This is a genomic window from Leucobacter allii (assembly GCF_022919155.1).
Taxonomy (GTDB): domain Bacteria; phylum Actinomycetota; class Actinomycetes; order Actinomycetales; family Microbacteriaceae; genus Leucobacter; species Leucobacter allii.
This window is the reverse complement of record NZ_CP095045.1, coordinates 1,436,240-1,456,089: the sequence shown is the minus strand read 5'-3', so window position 1 is coordinate 1,456,089 and position 19,850 is coordinate 1,436,240. Positions and strand designations below refer to the sequence as shown.

The 19,850-nt window shown below is 72.7% G+C and carries 13 protein-coding genes and 1 pseudogene; 8 read left to right on the top strand and 6 right to left on the bottom strand.

Annotated elements, in window-relative coordinates; genetic code table 11:
- Positions 1 to 2 precede the first annotated feature (2 nt).
- Positions 3 to 2,590 (bottom strand): annotated as a pseudogene (valS, locus tag MUN78_RS06750) (valine--tRNA ligase).
- A gap of 215 nt (positions 2,591 to 2,805) precedes the next feature.
- Between valS and MUN78_RS06745 the strand changes: the two are divergent.
- From MUN78_RS06745 to MUN78_RS06735, 3 genes are read left to right on the top strand one after another with little or no spacing between them, the layout of a single operon-like run.
- Entirely contained in the window at positions 2,806 to 3,294 is a 489-nt protein-coding gene (locus MUN78_RS06745; protein WP_244729557.1) for a type III secretion system chaperone family protein, read from the top strand.
- A gap of 6 nt (positions 3,295 to 3,300) precedes the next feature.
- Positions 3,301 to 5,250, top strand: coding sequence for an HSP90 family protein (locus MUN78_RS06740; protein WP_244729556.1), 1,950 nt, complete (start codon positions 3,301 to 3,303; stop codon positions 5,248 to 5,250).
- The gene (locus tag MUN78_RS06735) at positions 5,247 to 7,232 is read left to right on the top strand and encodes a hypothetical protein (RefSeq protein WP_244729555.1); all 1,986 of its coding nucleotides are present in this window, start codon (positions 5,247 to 5,249) and stop codon (positions 7,230 to 7,232) included. The genes MUN78_RS06740 and MUN78_RS06735 overlap by 4 nt, the downstream gene beginning before the upstream one ends.
- Here MUN78_RS06735 and MUN78_RS06730 read toward each other — a convergent pair.
- The 5 genes from MUN78_RS06730 to MUN78_RS06710 all read right to left on the bottom strand — a co-directional run bounded on the left by MUN78_RS06730 (position 7,210) and on the right by MUN78_RS06710 (position 12,087).
- Positions 7,210 to 7,737 (bottom strand): GyrI-like domain-containing protein, encoded by a 528-nt coding sequence (locus MUN78_RS06730; protein WP_244729553.1) that lies wholly within the window; start codon positions 7,735 to 7,737, stop codon positions 7,210 to 7,212. The genes MUN78_RS06735 and MUN78_RS06730 overlap by 23 nt on opposite strands.
- A gap of 39 nt (positions 7,738 to 7,776) precedes the next feature.
- Positions 7,777 to 8,676: a glycine betaine ABC transporter substrate-binding protein gene (locus MUN78_RS06725; protein ID WP_244729551.1), complete on the bottom strand. Its 900-nt coding sequence runs from the start codon at positions 8,674 to 8,676 to the stop codon at positions 7,777 to 7,779.
- A 162-nt stretch (positions 8,677 to 8,838) separates the two neighbouring features.
- Positions 8,839 to 9,741, bottom strand: a complete 903-nt coding sequence (locus MUN78_RS06720; protein WP_244729549.1) for a glycine betaine ABC transporter substrate-binding protein — start codon at positions 9,739 to 9,741, stop codon at positions 8,839 to 8,841.
- An 82-nt stretch (positions 9,742 to 9,823) separates the two neighbouring features.
- On the bottom strand, positions 9,824 to 10,732 hold the full coding sequence (locus MUN78_RS06715) for an ABC transporter permease (RefSeq protein WP_244729548.1): 909 nt from the start codon (positions 10,730 to 10,732) through the stop codon (positions 9,824 to 9,826).
- Positions 10,732 to 12,087 carry a quaternary amine ABC transporter ATP-binding protein gene (locus tag MUN78_RS06710; protein WP_244729547.1) on the bottom strand — a complete coding sequence of 452 codons (1,356 nt, stop codon included), beginning with the start codon at positions 12,085 to 12,087 and terminating at the stop codon, positions 10,732 to 10,734. The genes MUN78_RS06715 and MUN78_RS06710 overlap by 1 nt, the downstream gene beginning before the upstream one ends.
- A gap of 671 nt (positions 12,088 to 12,758) precedes the next feature.
- On the opposite strand from MUN78_RS06710, the gene ileS reads away from it, so the two are divergent.
- The 5 genes from ileS (at position 12,759) to MUN78_RS06685 (ending at position 19,830) form a co-directional block, all read left to right on the top strand.
- Entirely contained in the window at positions 12,759 to 16,151 is a 3,393-nt protein-coding gene (gene ileS / locus MUN78_RS06705; protein WP_244729546.1) for an isoleucine--tRNA ligase, read from the top strand.
- A complete protein-coding gene (locus MUN78_RS06700) occupies positions 16,148 to 17,503 on the top strand; it encodes a bifunctional folylpolyglutamate synthase/dihydrofolate synthase (RefSeq protein ID WP_244729545.1) in 1,356 nt (451 codons plus the stop codon). The genes ileS and MUN78_RS06700 overlap by 4 nt, the downstream gene beginning before the upstream one ends.
- Positions 17,500 to 18,006 carry a DUF4233 domain-containing protein gene (locus tag MUN78_RS06695; protein WP_244729544.1) on the top strand — a complete coding sequence of 169 codons (507 nt, stop codon included), beginning with the start codon at positions 17,500 to 17,502 and terminating at the stop codon, positions 18,004 to 18,006. Before MUN78_RS06700 ends, MUN78_RS06695 begins: the two co-directional genes overlap by 4 nt.
- 74 nt (positions 18,007 to 18,080) lie before the next feature.
- On the top strand, positions 18,081 to 18,497 hold the full coding sequence (ndk, locus tag MUN78_RS06690) for a nucleoside-diphosphate kinase (protein WP_244693741.1): 417 nt from the start codon (positions 18,081 to 18,083) through the stop codon (positions 18,495 to 18,497).
- 97 nt (positions 18,498 to 18,594) lie between these two features.
- Positions 18,595 to 19,830 carry a winged helix-turn-helix domain-containing protein gene (locus MUN78_RS06685; RefSeq protein ID WP_244729543.1) on the top strand — a complete coding sequence of 412 codons (1,236 nt, stop codon included), beginning with the start codon at positions 18,595 to 18,597 and terminating at the stop codon, positions 19,828 to 19,830.
- Positions 19,831 to 19,850 lie beyond the last annotated feature (20 nt).

The window sequence follows — 19,850 nt, the reverse complement described above, 5'->3', positions numbered from 1 at the left end:
GGTCAGGCCTCCGGCTGCTCGAGTGCGATCTCACCGATCTCGACCGCGGGGACGTCCGCCCCCTCGATCCGGAGCTCCGCGATCCGACCCACTGCGGCGAGATCCGCCGCCGCAGCGGCGAGCCGCGCGCGGTCGTTCTCGGGAGCGCGCAGCACCGCCAGCGTCACCGGCGTCTTCTGCGAGACCTTCGCCGCGGTCTTGGCACCGCGGATTCCGACGAGCGCGGTGCCGACGAGGCCGAGCAGGCCAGCATCGGCCTCGGGGCCGGCGAGCCCGGTCGCCTCGTCCGCCGTCGGCCAGGCGGCGCGGTGCACCGAGCCCTCGGCGAACCAGGACCACACCTCCTCGGTGGCGAAGGGGAGGAAGGGGGCGAGGAGGCGCACGAAGACCGAGAGCGCGGTGCGCAGGGCCGTCACGGCGGAGGCCTGCGGCTGTCCGCTGCCGGCGTGGGCGCGCTCCTTGACGAGTTCGAGGTAGTCGTCGCAGAAGGTCCAGAAGTAGGACTCCGTCAGCTCGAGCGCCCGCGCGTGGTCGTACTGCTCGAAGGCCCGGGTCGCGCCGTCGACGACGCCGGCGAGGCCGGCGAGCATCGCCCGGTCGAGCGCTTCGGTCACCGTTCCCGCTCCCGTGGCGTCGAAGCCGAGCGTGAACTTGGCGGCGTTGAGCAGCTTGATCGCGAGCCGGCGGCCGATTTTGATCTGGGTCGGGTTCTGCGGGTCGAAGGAGGCGTCCGTGCCGAGCTTGGCCGAGGCCGCCCAGTAGCGCACCGCGTCCGAGCCGTGCTGCGCGAGCAGGCCGGCGGGCGTGACCACGTTGCCCTTCGACTTCGACATCTTCTTGCGGTCGGGGTCGAGGATCCAGCCGGAGATGCCCGCGTGCCGCCACGGCAGCTGCCCGGCCTCGAGCTCCGAGCGCAGCAGCGTGGAGAAGAGCCAGGTCCGGATGATGTCCTGTCCCTGGGGGCGCAGGCTGTAGGGGTACACCAGCTCGAAGAGCTCGGGATCGCGCTCCCACCCGCCCGCGAGCTGCGGGGTGAGCGACGAGGTCGCCCAGGTGTCCATGACGTCGACCTCGCCCTGGAACCCCCCGGGCACGCCGCGCTGCTCGGCCGAGTAGCCCTCGGGCACATCGCTCGAGGGATCGACGGGCAGCCGGTCCTCCGCCGGAAGGATCGGCGCGTCGAAGACGGGGTTCCCCTCGGCGTCGAGCGGGTACCAGACCGGGATCGGCACGCCGAAGAAGCGCTGCCGGGAGATCAGCCAGTCGCCGGAGAGCCCCTCCACCCAGTTCTCGTAGCGCACCCGCATGAAATCCGGGTGCCACTCGAGCTCCGCGCCGTGCGCGAGCAGCCGCTCGCGCAGCGCGGCGTCGCGGGCGCCGTTGGCGATGTACCACTGGCGGGTCGAGACGATCTCCAGGGGCTTGTCGCCCTTCTCGAAGAATTTCACCGGATGGGTGATCTTGCGGATGTCGCCCACGAGCTCGCCGGACGCGGTGAGCATCTCGACCATCTCGGCCTTCGCGCTGAAGACCGTCTTGCCCGCGATCCGCGCGTACGCCTCCCGCCCGGCCTCGCTCGTGATCGCCTCGGGAGCGTCGCCGATGATCCGGCCGTCGAAGCCGAGGATGGCGCGATTGGGCAGGTCGAGCTCCCGCCACCATACGACGTCGGTGACGTCGCCGAAGGTGCAGATCATCGCGATGCCGGTGCCCTTGTCCTGCTGCGCGAGGTGGTGCGCGACGACCGGCACCTCGACGCCGAAGACCGGGGTGCGCACGGTCGAGCCGAAGAGCGATCGGTAGCGCTCGTCGTCCGGGTGCGCCACGAGGGCGACGCACGCCGCGAGCAGCTCGGGGCGCGTCGTGTCGATGAGGATGTCGCCCGAACCGTCGCTCCGATGGAAGGCGAGCGTGTGGTAGGCGCTCGGCTGCTCGCGGTCCTCGAGCTCCGCCTGGGCGACCGCGGTGCGGAAGGTGACGTCCCAGAGGGTGGGCGCCTGCGCCTGGTAGGCCTCGCCGCGCGCGACGTTGCGCAGGAAGGCGAGCTGCGAGGCGCGCAGCGACTCCTCGCCGATCGTCCGGTAGCTCTGGGTCCAGTCCACGGAGAGCCCAAGGGTGCGCCAGAGCTCCTCGAACTGGCGCTCGTCCTCGAGCGTCAGGCGCTCGCAGAGTTCGATGAAGTTGCGGCGGGAGATCGGCTGCTGATCCGCGGCCTTGATGCTCTTGCCGTCGCCGCCCTCGTGCGGGGGCACGAAGCCCTCGACGTAGGGGAGCGTCGGGTCGCAGCGGACGCCGTAGTAGTTCTGCACCCGCCGCTCGGTCGGCAGGCCGTTGTCGTCCCACCCCATGGGGTAGAAGACGCGCTCGCCCCGCATGCGGTGGAATCGGGCGACCGTGTCGGTGTGGGTGTAAGAGAACACGTGCCCGACGTGCAACGAACCCGACGCCGTCGGCGGCGGCGTGTCGATGCTGTAGACCTCGCTCGCGCGCGCGCCCTCTCGCGGGAACGCGTAGACGCCGTGCTCCTCCCAGACGGCCCCCACTTCGCTTCGAGGCCTTCGAGTGCCGGCTTGTCGGGGATCGCGCTCATGCGTGGGGCTCCGTATCTCGGCCGCGGACGCGCGGACCGGAGGATTCGATGTGGACGGCACCGCGTCGACGCGCGCAGGCCGGTGACGGCCGTCGCGCTGGTGCCTGAAGGTCAGCCCGCCCATTCTATCGAAGGTCGGGCGACCGCGGCGCATCCCGCCCGGCGGCGGACGGTCTCCCCTAGAGTTGGGGGAGACGCAGCAGAAAGGCACGCCCATGGGATTCTTCACGAAGGACGCGGCACCGACCCCCGGTGCGGCGGGATCGCTCGCCCCGCTCTCCAAGGACCGCATCAAGGCCGCGCTGGAGAGCGCAGGCTGGTCGTACACCGTGGACGGCGACGGGGACATCGGCGGGGGCTGGGAGTACGGGTCCTTCTACTTCTTCGTCAACGGGAGCTCCGACGAACTGCTGTGCGTCCGCGGTTACTGGCGCGGCCGGCTCGACGAAGGCGACTACCTGCGCGCCCTGGAGACCGCGAACCAGTGGAACGCCGAGAAGCTCTGGCCGAAGGCCTACGTCGCGCGCGACGACGAGGGCGCCGTGCGCCTGAACACCGAGCACAACGTCGACTACGAGCACGGACTGAGCGACGATCAGCTCATGCAGCACCTCGTCTGCACGATCAACACGAGCATGGCCTTCTTCGAGCACGTCAACGAGACCTTCCCCGAGGCGTGGGCGAAGGTCAGGCCCGAGGCGTAACGCGGCGTGTCCGAGCGCTTCCAGGTCGAGCTGTCGGGGATGGTGGACCTGCTCTCGCGGCATCTGTACTCGGGGCCGCAGGTCTACCTCCGCGAGCTCATCCAGAACGCGGTCGACGCCGTCACCGCCCGATGCGAGACCGACCCCGGGGCGGCGGCGCGCGTGCGCCTGAGCGTCGAGGAGGCGCCGGGGGCGCCGCCGGTGCTGCGCATCGCGGATACCGGCATCGGCCTCACCGCGGCCGAGGCGACCGAGCTCCTCGCGACCATCGGCCGCTCCTCGAAGCGCGATGCGGCGCTCGGCACGGGGCGCGAGGCGTTCATCGGCCAGTTCGGGATCGGCATGCTCGCGTCGTTCATGGTCGCCGACCGCATCGTCGTGCGTTCGCGCTCGTGCGTCCCCGGGGCGGCCGCGATCCGCTGGGCGGGCAGCGCCGACGGAACGTTCGAGGTGTCGGAGCTTCCGGAGGACGACCCGGAGGCGGGCCGCGTGGAGGTCGGCACGACGGTGGAGCTCGTCGCCCGCCCCGATGCCGCGCACTGGTTCGCCACGGAGACGGTGCTCGGCCTCGCCCGGGAGTACGCGTCGCTGCTGCCCGTGGACATCGCCGTACGCGTGCCGGACGACCGGACGACCCGCGGGGGCGGGACGACGGATCCGGCGCGCTGGCGCCGCGTCACCGAGCCCGACCTGCCCTGGCGCGCCGACTTCGCGAGCCCCGCGGAGCGCGAGCGCGCCCTCGCGGCGTACTGCGAGGAGGTGCTCGGCTTCACGCCGCTCGCGAGCATCGACCTCTCGCTGCCGCTCGCGGGGGTGAGCGGCGTCGCCTTCGTGCTGCCGCAGGCGGTCGCCCCCGGATCCGGGCAGCATCGCGTCTACATGAAGCGCATGCTGCTCGGCTCCCGCGTCGACGGCGTCCTGCCGGAGTGGGCGTTCTTCGCCCGTGCGATCCTCGACAGCGAGGCGCTCTCGCCGACCGCGTCCCGGGAGCAGGTCCACGACGACGAGGTGCTCCTGGGGGTCAGGGAGGCGCTGGGCGAGCAGCTGAAGACCTGGGCGATGCGCGAGCTGCGCGCCCCGACGGCGCTCGCGCGCCGGGTGCTCGAGACCCATCATCTGGCCCTCCGCGCGCTCGCGGTGACCGACCCCGAGATGCTCGAGCTCGTCGCGGAGGTGCTGCCGTTCGAGACGAGCGACGGCGCGATGACGCTCCGGGAGGCGGGCTCCGGCGACGACGACGGCGCAGGCGAGATCGTCTACACGGCGACGACCGAGGCGTACCGCCGTGTCGCCGCTGTCGCCCGCGCACAAGGGATGGTCGTCGTGAACGCCGGCTACGTGTACGACGCCGAGCTCATGGAGCGGCTCGGCAGACGGCCCGGGTGGCGGGTGCGCGAACTCGCCTCCGCCGACCTCGCCCATGTGCTCGCGACACCGAGCCTCGCCCGCGAGGACGAACTGCGGAGCGCCGTCGCTCGCGCGCGGGCGCTGCTGACGGCCGAGGACTGCGACGCCGTCGTCAGGGACTTCGCCCCGGAATCGGTGCCTGCGATCCTGCTCAGGGACCCGGAGGGGGAGCACCGGCGCGCGCTCGAGCGGGAGCGCGCCGCCGCGCCGGAGCTCTGGGCCGATCTGCTCGGCGCCTTCGCCGAGCCGGAGCCGGCGCGCAGCCGCTCGCTCGTGCTCAACGATCGCTCGGCGCTCGTGCGCCGGCTCCTCGCGGCGCCCGCCGGCCCCGTCTTCGACGCCGGTCTCCGGGCGGTCTACCTCTCGGCGCTCATGCTGGCCGGGGAGGGGCTGCGCGCGACGGAGTCGAACGCGCTCTCGGAGGCCCTGGGCGTGCTCCTCGGATCCGCACTCGCCGCCCCGGATCCCCGTGGCGGCGCGGAGCGGCGGAGCGGCGGGGTTCCGACGACCGACGATACCCCCGACCCCCTCGAGGAAGGACGCCCGTGATCGAAGAGGTCTCGCAGGAGCTCTGGCGCATCCGCGCGATGCCCTACGGCACGGCGCGCACCTCCGCCGCCGAGGCCGCGGCGCGCAGGATCGAGGCCGAGGGGCCGCAGGAGAAGCTCGCCGAGGCGCTGCTCGACCTCGTGGAGGCCTACACCTTCACGGGCCGCGGCGATCAGGCCTTCGTGGCGTTCGCGCGGACGCTCCGCCACTGGGACGCGCACCCCGAGCTCTTCGATCCGGGCGACGAGCGGAACCTGTTCTGGGAGTTCAAGTGGATCGCGGCGGATCTGCCCGATTTCCCGCGCATCACCCGCCCCCAGGCCGAGGCCATGCTCGACGACATGGAGCGCCGCTTCGCGCTGCGCGGTTCGGGCACCTCGGCCGTGGCGATGTCCCGCTTCGGCTGGGCCTGGCACAGCGGCGACCCCGACGCCGAGCGGGCGCGCATCGCCTGGATCACCATGCCGCGCGACGCCTTCGACGACTGCCGCGCCTGCGGCATCGGGCAGCAGGTCGACTTCTTCACCGAGCAGGGTCGCTGGGAGGAGGCCGTCGCGCTCGGGCTCACCCAGGACGCGAGCTGCAACATCGAACCCGCGAAGACCCGCCACGCCCTCGCGCTCTCCGCGCTGATGGCGGGCGATCTGCCGCTCGCCGCCCGCAGTCATCGCCTGGCGCTCGCGAGCCTCGACGGCTCCGATCGCGACATCGCCCAGTCCCACGGGCAGGGCTTCGAGCTCCTCGCGCGCGGCGGTCACCTCGAACGCGCCCTGCGCAGCCTGCGCAGCGAGCACGCCGAGCTGCTCGAGCGCGCGCCCTCCCCGCTCTCGCGTCTGCGCTTCCTGCTCGGGGTGCTCGCCGGTCTCGCCGCGAACCGCGATCGCGGCGAGACGCCGACCGGGCTCGGCGCGGGCCGCGCGACGGTGTCCGAGCTCCGCGGGTGGGTCGAGGGGGTCGTCGACGAGCTCGTCGCGGCCTTCGACGCACGAGGCGGCACCGACTACTACGCCCGCCTGGCGGCACGCGCGCGGGCCGCCGAGCGCGCGGGCGTGCTCGATCTCGGGGCTTCGGGGGACGCGGCAGGGCCGCGCGCCCCCGGAGCCGGGGCGTCGCCCGGCCCCGGCGGGTCGCCGGACCCCGGTGCATCCGCGGGCGCCGGGGCCGCGCCTCCCGCGGCGGACGTCCCTGCCCCCGGCCGGGCCACCGTCTCCGAGGCCGATCCCGAGTCCGCCCTCGCGCACGCCGAGGCGCTCGCCGCGCAGCGGGAGTACGCGGCGGCGGTGGCGCCGTACCTGACGGCGGCGGCCGGCTTCGAGGCGGCCGGGTGGCTGGAGCGCGCGGGACTCGCGGCGGCAGAGGCGGCCCAGTGCGCCGCGCTCTGCGGTGACGACCCGGAGGCGCACGCGGCGTTCCGATCGGCGACCGGGCTGCTGCGCGCCGCCGGCGGCGACGCCGAGGCGCGCGTCGCCGTGCTCGCGGCCTGGGCGCCCGTCGCCGTGCGCATGGCCGATCCGGTGCCCCAGATCGTCGCGGCGCGCACGGAGCTCGCCGCGCACGGCGCATTCGACGCCGAGGGCCTGAGCGACGAGCTCGCGCAGCGGCGGCGGACGGCGTGGCGGCGGCGGCGCGCGGTCCTCCGCGACGCCCTCGCTCGCGTCGTCGCCTCGGCCGACCCCGCGGTGCTGCCGTCCGGGATCGGCCCCGAGGCCGCCGTCGAGGAGGCGCACGCGGCGGGGGAGGAGTTCGCCGCGCTGGGGCTCATCGCCGATGCCGCCCACGCGTTCTGGGCGGCCGGGCGCGTACAGCGGGAGCGCGGGGATCTGCCCGGCGCCGTCTGGTCCCTCGAGTCGGCGTACGAGGGCTTCGGCGCCGCCGGGCAGTCCGAGCCGCGCCTGCGCGCCGCGGGCGAGCTCATCGAGGTGCTGCGGGCGTCCGGTCAGTCCGATCGCGCCGAGGCGCTCACCTCGGAACTGCTCCGCTGACCGCGGCACCGTCGGGGTCGCGCAGGCGCACCGCGATCAGCGTCTCGTTCCCTGCGGGGTCGCCGCCCGGCTCGGGTTCGGTCAGATACTGCTCCCACGCGAGCCCGTCGGGCGTCTCCCCGAGCTCGGCGAGCCAGGCGTGCAGCCGCTCGTAGCCGGCCGCGATCCCCGAGTAGTCGCCGCGCACGAGGAGCCGGGCCGCCCGGCCTCCCGGGATCGTCTCGGCCGTCACCTCGGCGGGTGCGCCGGGTCCCGCGACGTAGCCCGTCGCGAGCGGGACGGCGACGGACAGATCGAGCGCTTCGCCGGCGCCGCCGTGCACGACGCCCATGGGAGCCGCCGCCGGCGCCGTCCCCGCAGCGGCGAGCGTCGAGAAGAGCATCGGATAGGCCCGGTCGTAGAGCCCCGGGATCTCGGCGAACCCGACGGTCTCGCGCACGACGGCGAGGTGGATGTCGGAGAACTCGACGATCGCCGGGTCCTCGATGCGGTACGCCTCGTCCATGCTCGCTCCTTCGTGCGGTCCGCGGGGGTCCCGTCCAGCCTACGCGGACAGGCCGCCCGGCAGGGCGTCGGGGTGCTCCGCCAGCCAGGCGTCCACGGCGGCGGCCTCCTCGCCCTCCGCGAACTCGTTCGTCATGAGGTTCTCGAGGGAGCCGAAGGCCCGATCGTCGAGCGCGAAGCCGCTCGCGTACTCCGCGGCCTCGGGGAATCGATCGGAGAAGCCCGCCGTAGCGAGCACGTGGATGCCCTCTGGCTCGCCCATCACGCCCTGGGGATCCTCGAGATCGCGCAGCCCGAAGACCTCGTTCGCCCAGAAGGGCCTCCAGCTGGTCACCACGATGTCACGTTCCTCTGCCACCGCGTCGCTCAGGGTCCCGAGCATCGCCGCGGTCGAGGAGGAGACGAGCGAGAACTCCTCATCGAGGCCGTAGGCGGGCATGCCCACCTCCTCGGTGTGCTCCATCTGACCGGCGCTCGGCTCGATGCCGACGATCCGGCCGTCGAAGCGCTCCGACTCGTCCGCGAGCTCCTCGAGGGAGCGCACGTCGACGTAGTCGGGCACGGCGAGGGTGATGGTCGCTCGCTCGTACCAGGTGCCGAGGTCTTCGAAGGCGTCCTCCCGACCCTCGAGATACGCCGCCTGGGTGCGCTCCGGCCAGGCGCCGGCGAAGACGTCGATGTCGCCCTCGGCAAGGCTCGTGTAGAGCACGGCCGCCTCCGTGAGCGACTCCATCTCGACCTCGTAGCCGAGCTTCTCGAACTGGTCGCCGAGGAGGAAGCCGCTCGTCTTCCCGTCGCTCCACGACGGGACGTAGCCGATGGTGATGGTCTCCGACGCGCTCGTCCCGCCGGCGTCCGCGGCGTCGGCGGAGCAGCCGGCGAGCGTCAGGCCGGCCGCGGCCGCCAGGGCGATCGCGGAGGTCAGGGGTCGAAGGGTCATGCGGTGTCCTTTCGTCGGGTGTCGGGTGCGGATCTGGGGGTGCGGATGCCGTGCCGCCGTGCGGTGCGGGTCGCAGCACGACGGGGCCCGCCCCCGGCGATGCGCCGCGGACGGGCCCCGTCGCCCCGCGATCCTCGCGGGGCCTGCTGCGGCGGGAGACGCTCAGGCGATGAGCCCGGGGTACGCGTCGGCGTGCTCCTCGAGCCAGGCGTCGACCGCGGCGGCCGGGTCGCCCTCGTACTCCTCGCCCGTCACGAGGCTCTCGAGCGCGCCGTAGGCCGCGTCGTCGAGCGTGATCTGCGCGATGTAGTCGGAGACCTCGGGGTACTCCTCGGCGAAGCCGGACTTGCCGAGGAAGTGCAGCGACTCCGGCTCGCCCATGGCGCCCTTCGGATCTTCCAGATCCTTGACCGGGAAGGCGTCATTCGCCCAGAACGGGCGCCACAGCGTGACGACGACGTCCTCCTCGTTGTCGATCTTGTCCTGCAGCGTCGCGAGCATCGTGGCGGTCGAGGAGGTCACCAGCTCGTAGTCGCCGTCGAGCCCGTACTCGGGCATCGCGACCTCCTGGGTCTGCTTGGTGAGGCCCGCGCCCGGCTCGATGCCGATGATCTCCCCGCCGAAGCGGTCGGCCTGGCCGGCGAGATCCTCGATCGAGTCGATGTCGACGTACTCGGGCACGGCGAGGGTGAGCACGGCGCCGTCGTAGTAGGCGCCGAGATCCTCGATGTCGTCCCCGAACTCCGCCATGTAGTCCGCGTGGGTCACCTCGGACCACGCCGAGGGGTACATGTCGAAGTCGCCGCCGGCGAGCCCCGCGTAGATCACGCCGGCATCGCTGAGCTCCTCCATCTCGACGGTGTAGCCCATCTTCCCGAGCTGGTCCTCGAGCAGGTAGGCCGTGCTCAGGCCGTCGGTCCAGCTCGGCAGGAAGCCGAGCGTGATGGTGCCGTTCTCGCCGCCGTCCGCGGCGTCGCCGGAGTCGGCGCCGCCAGAGCAGCCGGCGAGCGCGAGACTCGCGGCGGCTCCGAGCGCGAGCATTCCGGTCAGGGTGCGCTTCTTCATCGTGCTTCCTTTCTCGCCGCGCGGGAGCGCGGCCGGGTATTCAGGTCAGAGGGTCGATTCGGGATCGGGGCGCCGCCCCGCCTCACGCGGCCTTCGCCACGGGGGCGCTGCGGCGCGCGGCGCGGCGACGGCGCAGCGCGCCGAGCAGCGACGAGCGGTAGTCCCCGGGATTGCCGAGCGCGGCGGTCACGCGGTCGAGGAAGACGGCGAGGATGACGACCCCGAGTCCGGCCTCCACGCCCTTGGCGATGTTCAGCGTCGAGATCGCGGCGACGACCTCCTTGCCCAGACCGTTCGCGCCCGCCATGCCCGCGACGACGGCCATGGAGAGGGCGAGCATGATCACCTGGTTGATGCCGGCCATGATCGTGGGCATGGCGAGGGGCAGTTGGATCCCGCGAAGGATCTTCCCCGGGGTGGCGCCGAAGGCGTAGCCGGCCTCGACGGTCTCCGCGTCGACCCCGCGGATCCCGAGCTCCGTGAAGCGCACGCCGGGCGCCACCGAGAACAGCACCGTGGCGAACACGCCCGGCACGAAGCCGATGCTGAAGAAGATGACGGCGGGGATGAGGTAGACGAACGCCGGCATCGTCTGCATGAAGTCCAGGATCGGTTTGATCACCGCGCTGAAGGCGTCGTGCCGGGCTGCGAGGATCCCGAGCGGCACGGCGATGACGACCGCGATCAGCGCGGCGACCAGCACCAGCGCCAGGGTGAGCATGGCGTTCTCCCACTGCTCCATCGCGACGATGAGCAGCATGGTGAGCACCGTGCCGACGGCGAGCTGCCAGGAGCGGACGAGCCAGCCGATGAGCGCGAAGACGAGAATGAGCGCGGGGAACGGGATCGCGACGAGGACGTCGGCGAGACCCTCGACGAGCCAGCGCACCACGATCGTCACGAAGTCGAGCAGCCAGTCGAAGGTGCCCTTGAACCAGTCGAGGCCGTCGGCCACCCACTCGCCGAGCGGGATCCGGGGGAAGCCGTCCATCAGCGCACCTCCTCCTGCTCGCCGGCATCCGGTCCGACCGCGGCGGTCTCCGCCGCGAGCGTCTCGGTGATCATCGCCGCCGTCACGGTCGGCGTCGGTTCGATGATCGGGATCTCGGTCGTCGCCGCCGGCAGGTCGGTGAGCGCCGCGAGCAGCGTGACGCGGGGCACCACGCCGATCAGCCGGTCCTGCTCATCGGTCACGGCGACGGGGAGCGGGCTCTCCACGGCGAGCTCGAAGAGCTCGGAGATGAGCTGGTCGCGCTGCACGATCGAGGGGGTGGGGCGCAGCCGCTCGGTGAGGTCGGTGCCGCCCTCGCGGACCTGGCGCAGCACGTCCTTGTCGCGGACCACGCCGAGGAGCTTCCGGTTGCCGGTCGTCACGAAGCACGCGGAGGTCTGCAGATCGCGCATGGTGCGCAGCGCGGTGCGCGGGCCGGCGGATGCGGGCACGACGGCGCGCGGGGGCTCCATGACGTCGCCCGCCGTGAGCACGCGCGCACGGTCCACATCCTGCACGAACTGCGCGACGTAGTCGTTCGCGGGGTCGGTGAGGATGTCGTTCGGCGTGCCGACCTGGACGATGCGGCCGTCGCGCATCACCGCGATGCGATCCCCGAGGAACATCGCCTCGTTGAGATCGTGGGTGATGAAGACGATCGTCTTGTTGAGCTCCTGCTGCAGCTCGATGAGCTGCTCCTGCATCTCCCGCCGGATGAGCGGATCGAGCGCGGAGAAGGCCTCGTCCATGAGCAGGACGTCGGTGTCGGCCGCGAAGGCGCGCGCGATACCGACGCGCTGCTGCATGCCGCCGGAGAGCTCGCCGGGCAGGTGGTCCTCCCAGCCGGAGAGGCCCACCCGGTCGAGCCAGCCGAGCGCACGCTCCCGGCGCTCCTCGGGGCCGACGCCCTGCAGCTCGAGACCGTAGGCGACGTTGTCGAGCACGGAGCGGTGGGGGAGCAGGGCGAAGTGCTGGAACACCATGGACATCCGATCGCGCCGCAGATCCCGCAGCTCGGCGGCGCCGAGCCCGACGACCTCCGTGCCGAAGACGGTGATCGATCCGTCGCTCGTGTCGTTCAGCCCGTTGAGCATGCGGATGAGCGTGGACTTGCCCGAGCCGGAGAGGCCCATCACGACGAAGATCTCACCCGGCGCGACGGTGAAGCTCGCATCGATCACCGCTGCCGTGCCGAGGCTCCGCACCTCCTCCCGGCTCGCACCGGCTTTCAGGCGCTTCACGACGTCGCGCGGGCGCCGTCCGAACACTTTGGTGGCGTGCGATACCTCGATCGCGGGCCCGTCGCCCGTCGCCCGGGCATCCGCGGCCGCGGGGGCCGCGATGGTTCTGCTCACACTTGTCTCCTCGTCCATGGCAGGGGAATACGGAGGCGCGCCGAAGGATGGGCGGGACGGTGCAGCGCACGTCTCACCCGGCGGCCTCTCGAAAGCCCGATCTGTATTGCGGAGGGAATGGGCGGTGCGACTCGCCGGCCTCGCGGATCGCCGGATCTCGGCGGGCGGTTCCCGTGAGGCGCAGAACTGACGAGTGGCGCACAGCCACGCTCAACGCTGGTTCGACGCTAACAACGTTCCTCCGCACCGTGCAAGGCAGGAGGACCCGCACCGCACCGGAAGATCGACACCTTTAGTGACCTGAACTGGGGTTTTCGCCTTGATCCATCGTTACCCGTTCGTTACATAGCACGATCGCAAACTGGCATCCCGCCCCCTCGGTCGACGGGCGGGCCCCCGCACGAGCGCCCGACGCGTCGGCCCGGAGGCTGCGGTAGACTGTGCCCAACGACTGCGAACCGGCGATCACCGGGGAGTCTTCGGAAGAACAGCGCTCGCGCCCAGTAGACCCGAACGGCCACGGCCCGTCATCGCCGAAGAGAAGTGGCCGCCCGCGCGTCTCGCGCGGTCGGCAAGCGGGGTGGTACCGCGGGCGGGGAGCCGGATGACGGGTCCGCCGCTCGTCCCGGCAGCAGGAGCAACCGTCCGACGCCGGAAACGAGAAGGAACCCATGCCGTACCCGCAGCAGCCCACGGGCGCATCGACCAGCACCGACCCCGGGACGGAGGCCCCCGGGGCCGCTTTCGGCGTCAGCCCGTCGCCGAGCTTCCCGGAGATCGAACGTCGCGTCCTCGCGTTCTGGGAGTCCGACGACACCTTCCGCGAGTCGATCCGGCAGCGCGCGGACGCCCCGGAGTGGGTGTTCAACGACGGACCGCCCTTCGCCAACGGACTGCCGCACTACGGCCACCTCCTCACCGGCTACGCGAAGGACGTCTTCCCGCGCTTCCAGACGATGCGCGGCCGGAAGGTCGAGCGCCGTTTCGGCTGGGACACCCACGGCCTGCCGGCCGAGCTCGAGGCGATGAAGCAGCTCGGCATCACCGAGAAGTCGGAGATCGAGGAGATGGGCATCGACGTCTTCAACGAGAAGGCGCGCGCCTCCGTGCTGCAGTACACGCGGGAGTGGGAGGACTACGTCACCCGCCAGGCCCGATGGGTCGACTTCGCGCACGGCTACAAGACCCTGGATCTGAGCTACATGGAGAGCGTCATCTGGGCGTTCAAGCGACTCCACGACCAGGGCCTCGCCTACGAGGGCTCGCGGATCCTGCCGTACTGCTGGCGCGACGAGACCCCGCTGTCCAACCACGAGCTGCGCATGGACGACGATGTCTACCAGATGCGCCAGGACCCCTCGGTGACGGTGACCTTCCCGTGCACCGGAGAGCGGGCGGAGGCGCTCGGTCTCGCCGATGTCCGGGCGCTCGCGTGGACGACGACGCCGTGGACGCTCCCCACGAACCTCGCGCTCGCGGTGGGTCCGGCCATCGACTACGCGCTCGTACCGGCCGGCCCCGCGGGGGCCGCGGACGGCGGAGCGCCCGGGATGACCGTCTACCTCCTCGCACGCGACCTCGTCGGGAACCACGCGAAGGATCTGGGGTACGCCTCAGCCGAGGAGGCCGGGGAGGCCGTCACCCGCACGATCGCCGGCGCGGAGCTCGCGGGCGTCCGCTACGAGCCGCCGTTCGACTACTACGCCGACGCGGAGCGCTGGGACACGGCCCGGGCCTGGCAGATCCTCGTGGACGACTACGTCTCCACCGCGGACGGCACCGGCATCGTGCACCAGGCCCCCGCCTTCGGCGAGGACGACATGCGCCTCTCCGCCGCCGCAGGCATCCCCGTGATCGTCAGCCTCGACGACGGCGGGAGGTTCCTGCCCTCGGTCCCCGACGTCGCCGGCGAGCTCTGGATGGACGCGAACCGACCGCTGATCCGGCTCCTCAAGCAGCGCGGCCGGCTGCTCCGCGAGCAGAGCTACGAGCACTCGTACCCGCACTGCTGGCGGTGCCGCAACCCGCTCATCTACAAGGCGGTCTCGAGCTGGTTCGTGCGGGTCACCGACATCAAGCAGCGCATGCTCGAGACGAACGAGGAGATCACCTGGGTCCCCGAGAACGTCAAGCACGGCCAGTTCGGCAAGTGGCTCGAGGGCGCGCGCGACTGGTCGATCAGCCGCAACCGCTACTGGGGCAGCCCGATCCCCGTCTGGAAGAGCGACGATCCGGAGCACCCCCGCGTGGACGTCTACGGCTCGATCGCCGAGCTCGAAGCCGACTTCGGGGAGCTGCCGCGCAACGAGGCCGGCGAGGTGGATCTCCATCGCCCCTACATCGATGCGCTGACGCGACCGAACCCCGACGACCCGAGCGGCCGATCCACGATGCGCCGCATCGAGGACGTGCTCGACGTCTGGTTCGACTCCGCGTCGATGCCGTTCGCGCAGGCCCACTACCCCTTCGAGAACCAGGAGTGGTTCGACACGCATCAGCCCGCCGACTTCATCGTGGAGTACATCGGGCAGACCCGCGGCTGGTTCTACGTGCAGCACGTGCTGGCCACCGCGCTCTTCGACCGGCCGGCGTTCCGCAGCGTCATCAGCCACGGCATCGTGCTCGGCTCCGACGGCAACAAGATGTCGAAGAGCCTGCGCAACTACCCCGACGTGAACGAGGTCTTCGACCGAGACGGCTCCGACGCCATGCGCTGGTTCCTCATGGCATCGCCCGTGGTGCGCGGCGGCAACCTGATCGTCACGGAGGAGGGGATCCGCGAGGGCGTGCGGCAGTTCATCCTGCCGCTGTGGAACTCCTGGTACTTCTTCTCCCTCTACGCGAACGCGGACGGCACCGAGGCCGTGTGGCGCACGGACTCGCGCGACCCGCTGGATCGGTACATCCTCGCGAAGACCGGCCGGCTGGTGCGCGAGGTGGCGGCGCATCTCGATGCGCTCGACACGACCTCCGCGGCGGACGCGCTGCGCGCCTACGCCGAGGTGCTCACGAACTGGTACGTGCGGCGATCGCGCGACCGCTTCTGGGAGGGCGGAGCGGACAACCGCGAGGCCTTCGACACGCTCTACACCGTCCTCGAGACGGTCGCGCGGGTGGCCGCGCCGCTCGCGCCGCTCGTCGCCGAGGATCTCTGGCGCGGCCTCACCGGCGGGCGCTCCGTGCACCTGGAGGACTGGCCGGATGCGGGGGCGTTCCCCGAGGACGCCGGGCTCGAGGACGCGATGGACGACGTGCGGCAGATCACCTCGCAGGCGCTCGCGCTCCGCAAGGCCAGGGGCCTGCGGGTGCGGCTGCCGCTCGCCGAGCTGACGGTGGTCGCGGCGCGTCCCGGGGCCATCGAGCCCTTCTCCGACATCCTCCGCGAGGAGCTCAACGTGAAGGCGGTGCGCCTCGTGCCCCAGTCCGAGGGGAGCGCCGAGGAGTACGGGATCGTGCAGACCCTCGCGGTGAACGCGCGCGCCGCCGGCCCCCGTCTGGGCAAGCAGGTGCAGCAGGCGATCAGGGCGGCGAAGAGCGGCGACTGGAGCGAGACCGACGGTGTCGTGACGGCCGGCGGGATCGCGCTCGAGCCCCACGAGTACGAGCTGACGCTGCGCGCGGGCGAGTCGGCCGAGGGTTCGGGACCGGCGCTCGCGCTGCTGCCCGGCGGCGGCTTCGCCCTGCTCGACACCGAGACCACTCCGGAGCTCGAGGCGGAGGGCATCGCCAGGGACGCCATCCGCGCCGTGCAGGAGGCCAGGAAGAACGCCGGGCTCGAGGTCGGCGATCGGATCGTCCTCGCGCTGAACGCGGAGCCCGGCGACGCCGCGGCGCTGCGGGCGCACGGCGCGCTCATCGCGGCCGAGACGCTCGCCGAGGGCTTCACGGTGCAGGACGCGGTCGGGATCGATGCGATCGCCGACGATCTCGTGTCGCCCGGCGACGGCGTGCACGTCAGCGCACCGCGCGCGCTCGGCGTCGCGAAGGCGCCGTTCGTCATCACGATCGACGCGACGGGCGTCGCCGCGGCCGCGGATCGCGCCGCGGAAGGAGGGGCTCGATGAGCGCCGGCCCGCGCACGCCGGCCGAGCGCGTGTACGCCGAGCTGCTCGAACGGGTGGGCGAGGCGCACCCCCGGCCGCGGATCGAGCCCGTGCGGCGGCTCGCCGAGCTCGCCGGCTCGCCGCAGCTGTCCTACCCCGTCATCCAGGTCGCCGGAACCAACGGGAAGACCTCGACGAGCCGAGCGGTCGAGTCCCTGCTGCGCGCGCACGGTCTGCGCACCGGGCTCTTCACGAGCCCGCACCTGGTGGACTTCACCGAGCGCTTCCAGATCGGCGGCGCGCCGATCGACGGCGAGGTGCTGGCGTCCGCCTGGGAGGAGCTGAAGCTGCCGCTCGCGGTCGCCGACGCCGAGCTCGAATCCTCGGGCCAGGGGCCGATCACCTTCTTCGAAGCACTCGCCGTGCTCGCCTTCGCCGCCTTCGCCGACGCCCCCGTCGACGCCGCCGTGATCGAGGTCGGCATGGGCGGCGAGTGGGACGCGACCAACATCGTCGACGCCCGCGTGGCCGTCTTCACCCCGATCGGCCTCGACCACACGGAGCAGCTCGGCCCGGACGTCCAGACGATCGCGCGCACCAAGGCCGGCATCGTGAAGCCCGGCTCGACCGTCGTCACCGCGGCGCAGGAGGTCGACGCGCTCGCCGAGCTGGAGGACGCCGCGGCGCGCCACGACGCGCCGATCTTCGTCGCCGGCCGCGACTTCCGCCTGCTCGACGACCGGGTGGCGGTCGGCGGACGCCAGATCCGCGTCGCCGGGCTCTCCGGCGCCGCCTCCGAGCCGGCCTTCGTGCCGCTCTTCGGCGCGCACCAGGCCGAGAACGTCGCGCTCGCCATCGCGGCGGCCGAGGCCTTCTTCGGCGCCGAGCGCCCGCTGCCCGGGGAGGTGCTCGACGAGGGTCTCGGCGCGCTCACCTCGCCGGGCCGGCTCCAGCTCATCGGCGCCGACCCCGTGATCTACGTCGACGCCGCGCACAATCCGCACGGCGCGCGCGCGCTCGTGCGAGCCGTCGAGGAGTCCTTCGCCTTCGAGGAGCTTGCCCTCGTCGTCGGCGTGCTCGCGGAGAAGGACGCCGCGGGGCTGCTCGCGGCGCTCGCGCCGATCGCGCACCGCGTCACGGTGACGCCCGTCGATTCGCCGCGCAGCCTCGGCCAGTCGGAGCTGCGGGCGCTCGCCGAGGAGGAGATCCCGGGCACGCCGGTGGAGGTCGCGCAATCGCTCCCCGAGGCGCTCGAGGAGGCGCGCGCCTGGGCGCAGCGCGCCGAGGGCCGCGCCGTTCTGGTCGTCGGCTCCGTGCTGCTCGCCGGTGAGGCGATCGCCCACGCCCGGAGCGCTGGTTGGGGAGCCGCGTGAACCGCCGCGACGCGCACGGGAGCGGCGCGCGGCCCGAGGGCGACGAGGAGCTCGTGCTCTCGCCGTCCGAGACCCTGGCGCACAACTCTGCGATGCGGATCTCGGGCGCCGCGCGCCCGGGGACCCAGCAGCATCGGACGCAGCGCGCGCTCGCGTCCATCGTGCTCGGCTTCGAGCTCTTCGTCGTGGTCCTCATGGGACTCACGCTCTTCGGGCTCGGCACGCTCGAGCCGCGCGAGCTGGGACTGTACGTCGGCGGCGGGCTCGCAGTCGCCATCCTGCTCGGTCTCGCCCTCATGCGGGTCGGACGGGTCGGCATCGTGATCGGCTGGGCCGTGCACGCGCTCATGCTCGCGGTCGCGATCATCCTGCCGATGGCCCTCATCGTCGGGCTGCTGTTCACCGCGCTGTGGGTCTACTGCATGGTGAAGGGCGCCCGGATCGATCGCGATCGCGCGGCCTGGATCGCCGCGGCGGAGGGCTCGCCCGAATCCCGCATCTGAGAGCCGGCGGCCGCCCGCTAGGATATTCGGCTGGGGGAGGACCCCCCGGTGACGATCGAACTCGAGGAGTGTGCATGTCGGCAGAACAGACGTTGATCCTGGTGAAGCCCGACGGGGTGGCGCGAGGGCTGACCGGCGAGATCCTCCGCCGCATCGAGGCGAAGGGCTATGCCGTCACGGGTCTGCGCATGCTGTCCGCGGACCGCGAGCTGCTCGCGGCCCACTACGCCGAGCACGCGGGCAAGCCCTTCTACGAGCCCCTCATCGACTTCATGTCGTCGGGCCCGACCGTCGCGATCCGCGCCGAGGGCGATCGCGTCATCGAGGGCTTCCGCTCGCTCGCGGGCACGACCGATCCCACTGCGGCGGCCCCCGGCACGATCCGCGGCGACCTCGGCCGCGACTGGGGTCTCAAGGTGCAGCAGAACCTCGTGCACGGCTCGGACTCGCCCGAGTCGGCCGCGCGCGAGCTCGCCCTCTGGTTCGCCTAGCCGGGCCGTCGGCGGTACCGGTGCCGGTGCGACCCACCGCGCCGTGTTCCGCCGCCGCCCGCCCGCCGATGTCGCGGGCCCCCGCTAGGGTGGCCGCATGAGCGAATCCACCGCGTCAGCGGCGCCGTCGGCGGCGCGCACCGCCGTCCGGCTGACCCCCGCGCAGGCGCGCCGCATCGCGCTCGCGGCGCAGGGCTTCACGGCGACCCCGAGGCTCCGGCGGCGGCGGCCCTTCGATCCCGCCCTCGAGCGCCTGCACGTGCTGCAGATCGACTCCGTCAACGTCTTCGCGCGCAGCCACTACCTGCCCGTCTTCTCCCGACACGGCGGGTACGACCCCTCGGCGCTCGATCGGCAGCTGTGGACGAGCGGGGAGTTCACCGAGTACTGGGCGCACGAGGCGGCGTTCATCCCCGTCGCCGACCGCGGGCTGTTCGCGTGGCGCATGGCGGAGTACCGCGAACGCCACTCGCGCTCCGGTCGCGAGGACGCGCTCGCGACGGAGCTCGCCCGCGTGCGGGCGACGCTCGCCGCCGAGGGGCCGAGGTTCGTGCGGGAGCTCGAGCCGGCCCCGCGCGGCGGCCGCGGGCCGTGGTGGGACTGGAGCGACACGAAACGCGCGGTCGAGATGCTCTTCGCCAGCGGCGAGGTGGTCGCGGCGGGCCGCGAGGGGTTCCAGCGCCGCTACGCGCTCGCGGAGCAGGTGCTGCCCGCGGCCGCGCTGGAGCCCGTGCCGCGCGCGGAGGCGGAGCGCCGGCTCGTCGAGCGCGCGGCGCGCTCGCTCGGCGTCGGCACGGTCGCCGACATCGCCGATTACCACCGGTTGAAGGTCGGGCCCGCCCGGCGGGCCGTGCACGAGCTCGCGGAGGCGGGAGTGCTGCTGCCGGCGCACGTCGCCGGCTGGACGAACGGCGCGGGCCGCCCCGAGGAGGCGTGGCTGCACCGGGACGCGCGGATCCCGGCGCGGCTCGCACCCGACGCCCTGCTCACCCCCTTCGACCCGCTCGTCTGGTTCCGCCCGCGCGCCGAGCGGATGTTCGACTTCCACTACCGGATCGAGATCTACACGCCGAAGGAGCAGCGGCGCTACGGCTACTACTGCCTGCCGCTCATGGTCGGCGGTGCGCTGGCGGGGCGCATCGATCTCAAGGCGGATCGGGGGAGCGGCGCGCTGCTCGTCCAAGCGGCCTGGTCCGAGGAGCGCGCACCCGCCCGCACGGCGGAGACGGCCGTCGGGCTGCTCGCCCGCGCGGCGGCCTGGCAGGGGCTCGACGAGGTGCGGGTCTCGGGAGCGGGGAACCTGCGGCTCCCCGCGCGCTTCGACGCGGCGTGACCCCGCTCCCGCGGCTCGAA

Excerpts from the sequence above, each read along its gene's own strand:
- MUN78_RS06745 (WP_244729557.1), top strand. The coding sequence starts at position 2,806 with ATGGGATTCTTCACGAAGGACGCGGCACCGACCCCCGGTGCGGCGGGA.
- MUN78_RS06730 (WP_244729553.1), bottom strand. The coding sequence starts at position 7,737 with ATGGACGAGGCGTACCGCATCGAGGACCCGGCGATCGTCGAGTTCTCC.
- MUN78_RS06725 (WP_244729551.1), bottom strand. The coding sequence starts at position 8,676 with ATGACCCTTCGACCCCTGACCTCCGCGATCGCCCTGGCGGCCGCGGCC.
- MUN78_RS06720 (WP_244729549.1), bottom strand. The coding sequence starts at position 9,741 with ATGAAGAAGCGCACCCTGACCGGAATGCTCGCGCTCGGAGCCGCCGCG.
- MUN78_RS06715 (WP_244729548.1), bottom strand. The coding sequence starts at position 10,732 with ATGGACGGCTTCCCCCGGATCCCGCTCGGCGAGTGGGTGGCCGACGGC.
- ileS (WP_244729546.1), top strand. The coding sequence starts at position 12,759 with ATGCCGTACCCGCAGCAGCCCACGGGCGCATCGACCAGCACCGACCCC.
- MUN78_RS06700 (WP_244729545.1), top strand. The coding sequence starts at position 16,148 with ATGAGCGCCGGCCCGCGCACGCCGGCCGAGCGCGTGTACGCCGAGCTG.
- ndk (WP_244693741.1), top strand. The coding sequence starts at position 18,081 with ATGTCGGCAGAACAGACGTTGATCCTGGTGAAGCCCGACGGGGTGGCG.
- MUN78_RS06685 (WP_244729543.1), top strand. The coding sequence starts at position 18,595 with ATGAGCGAATCCACCGCGTCAGCGGCGCCGTCGGCGGCGCGCACCGCC.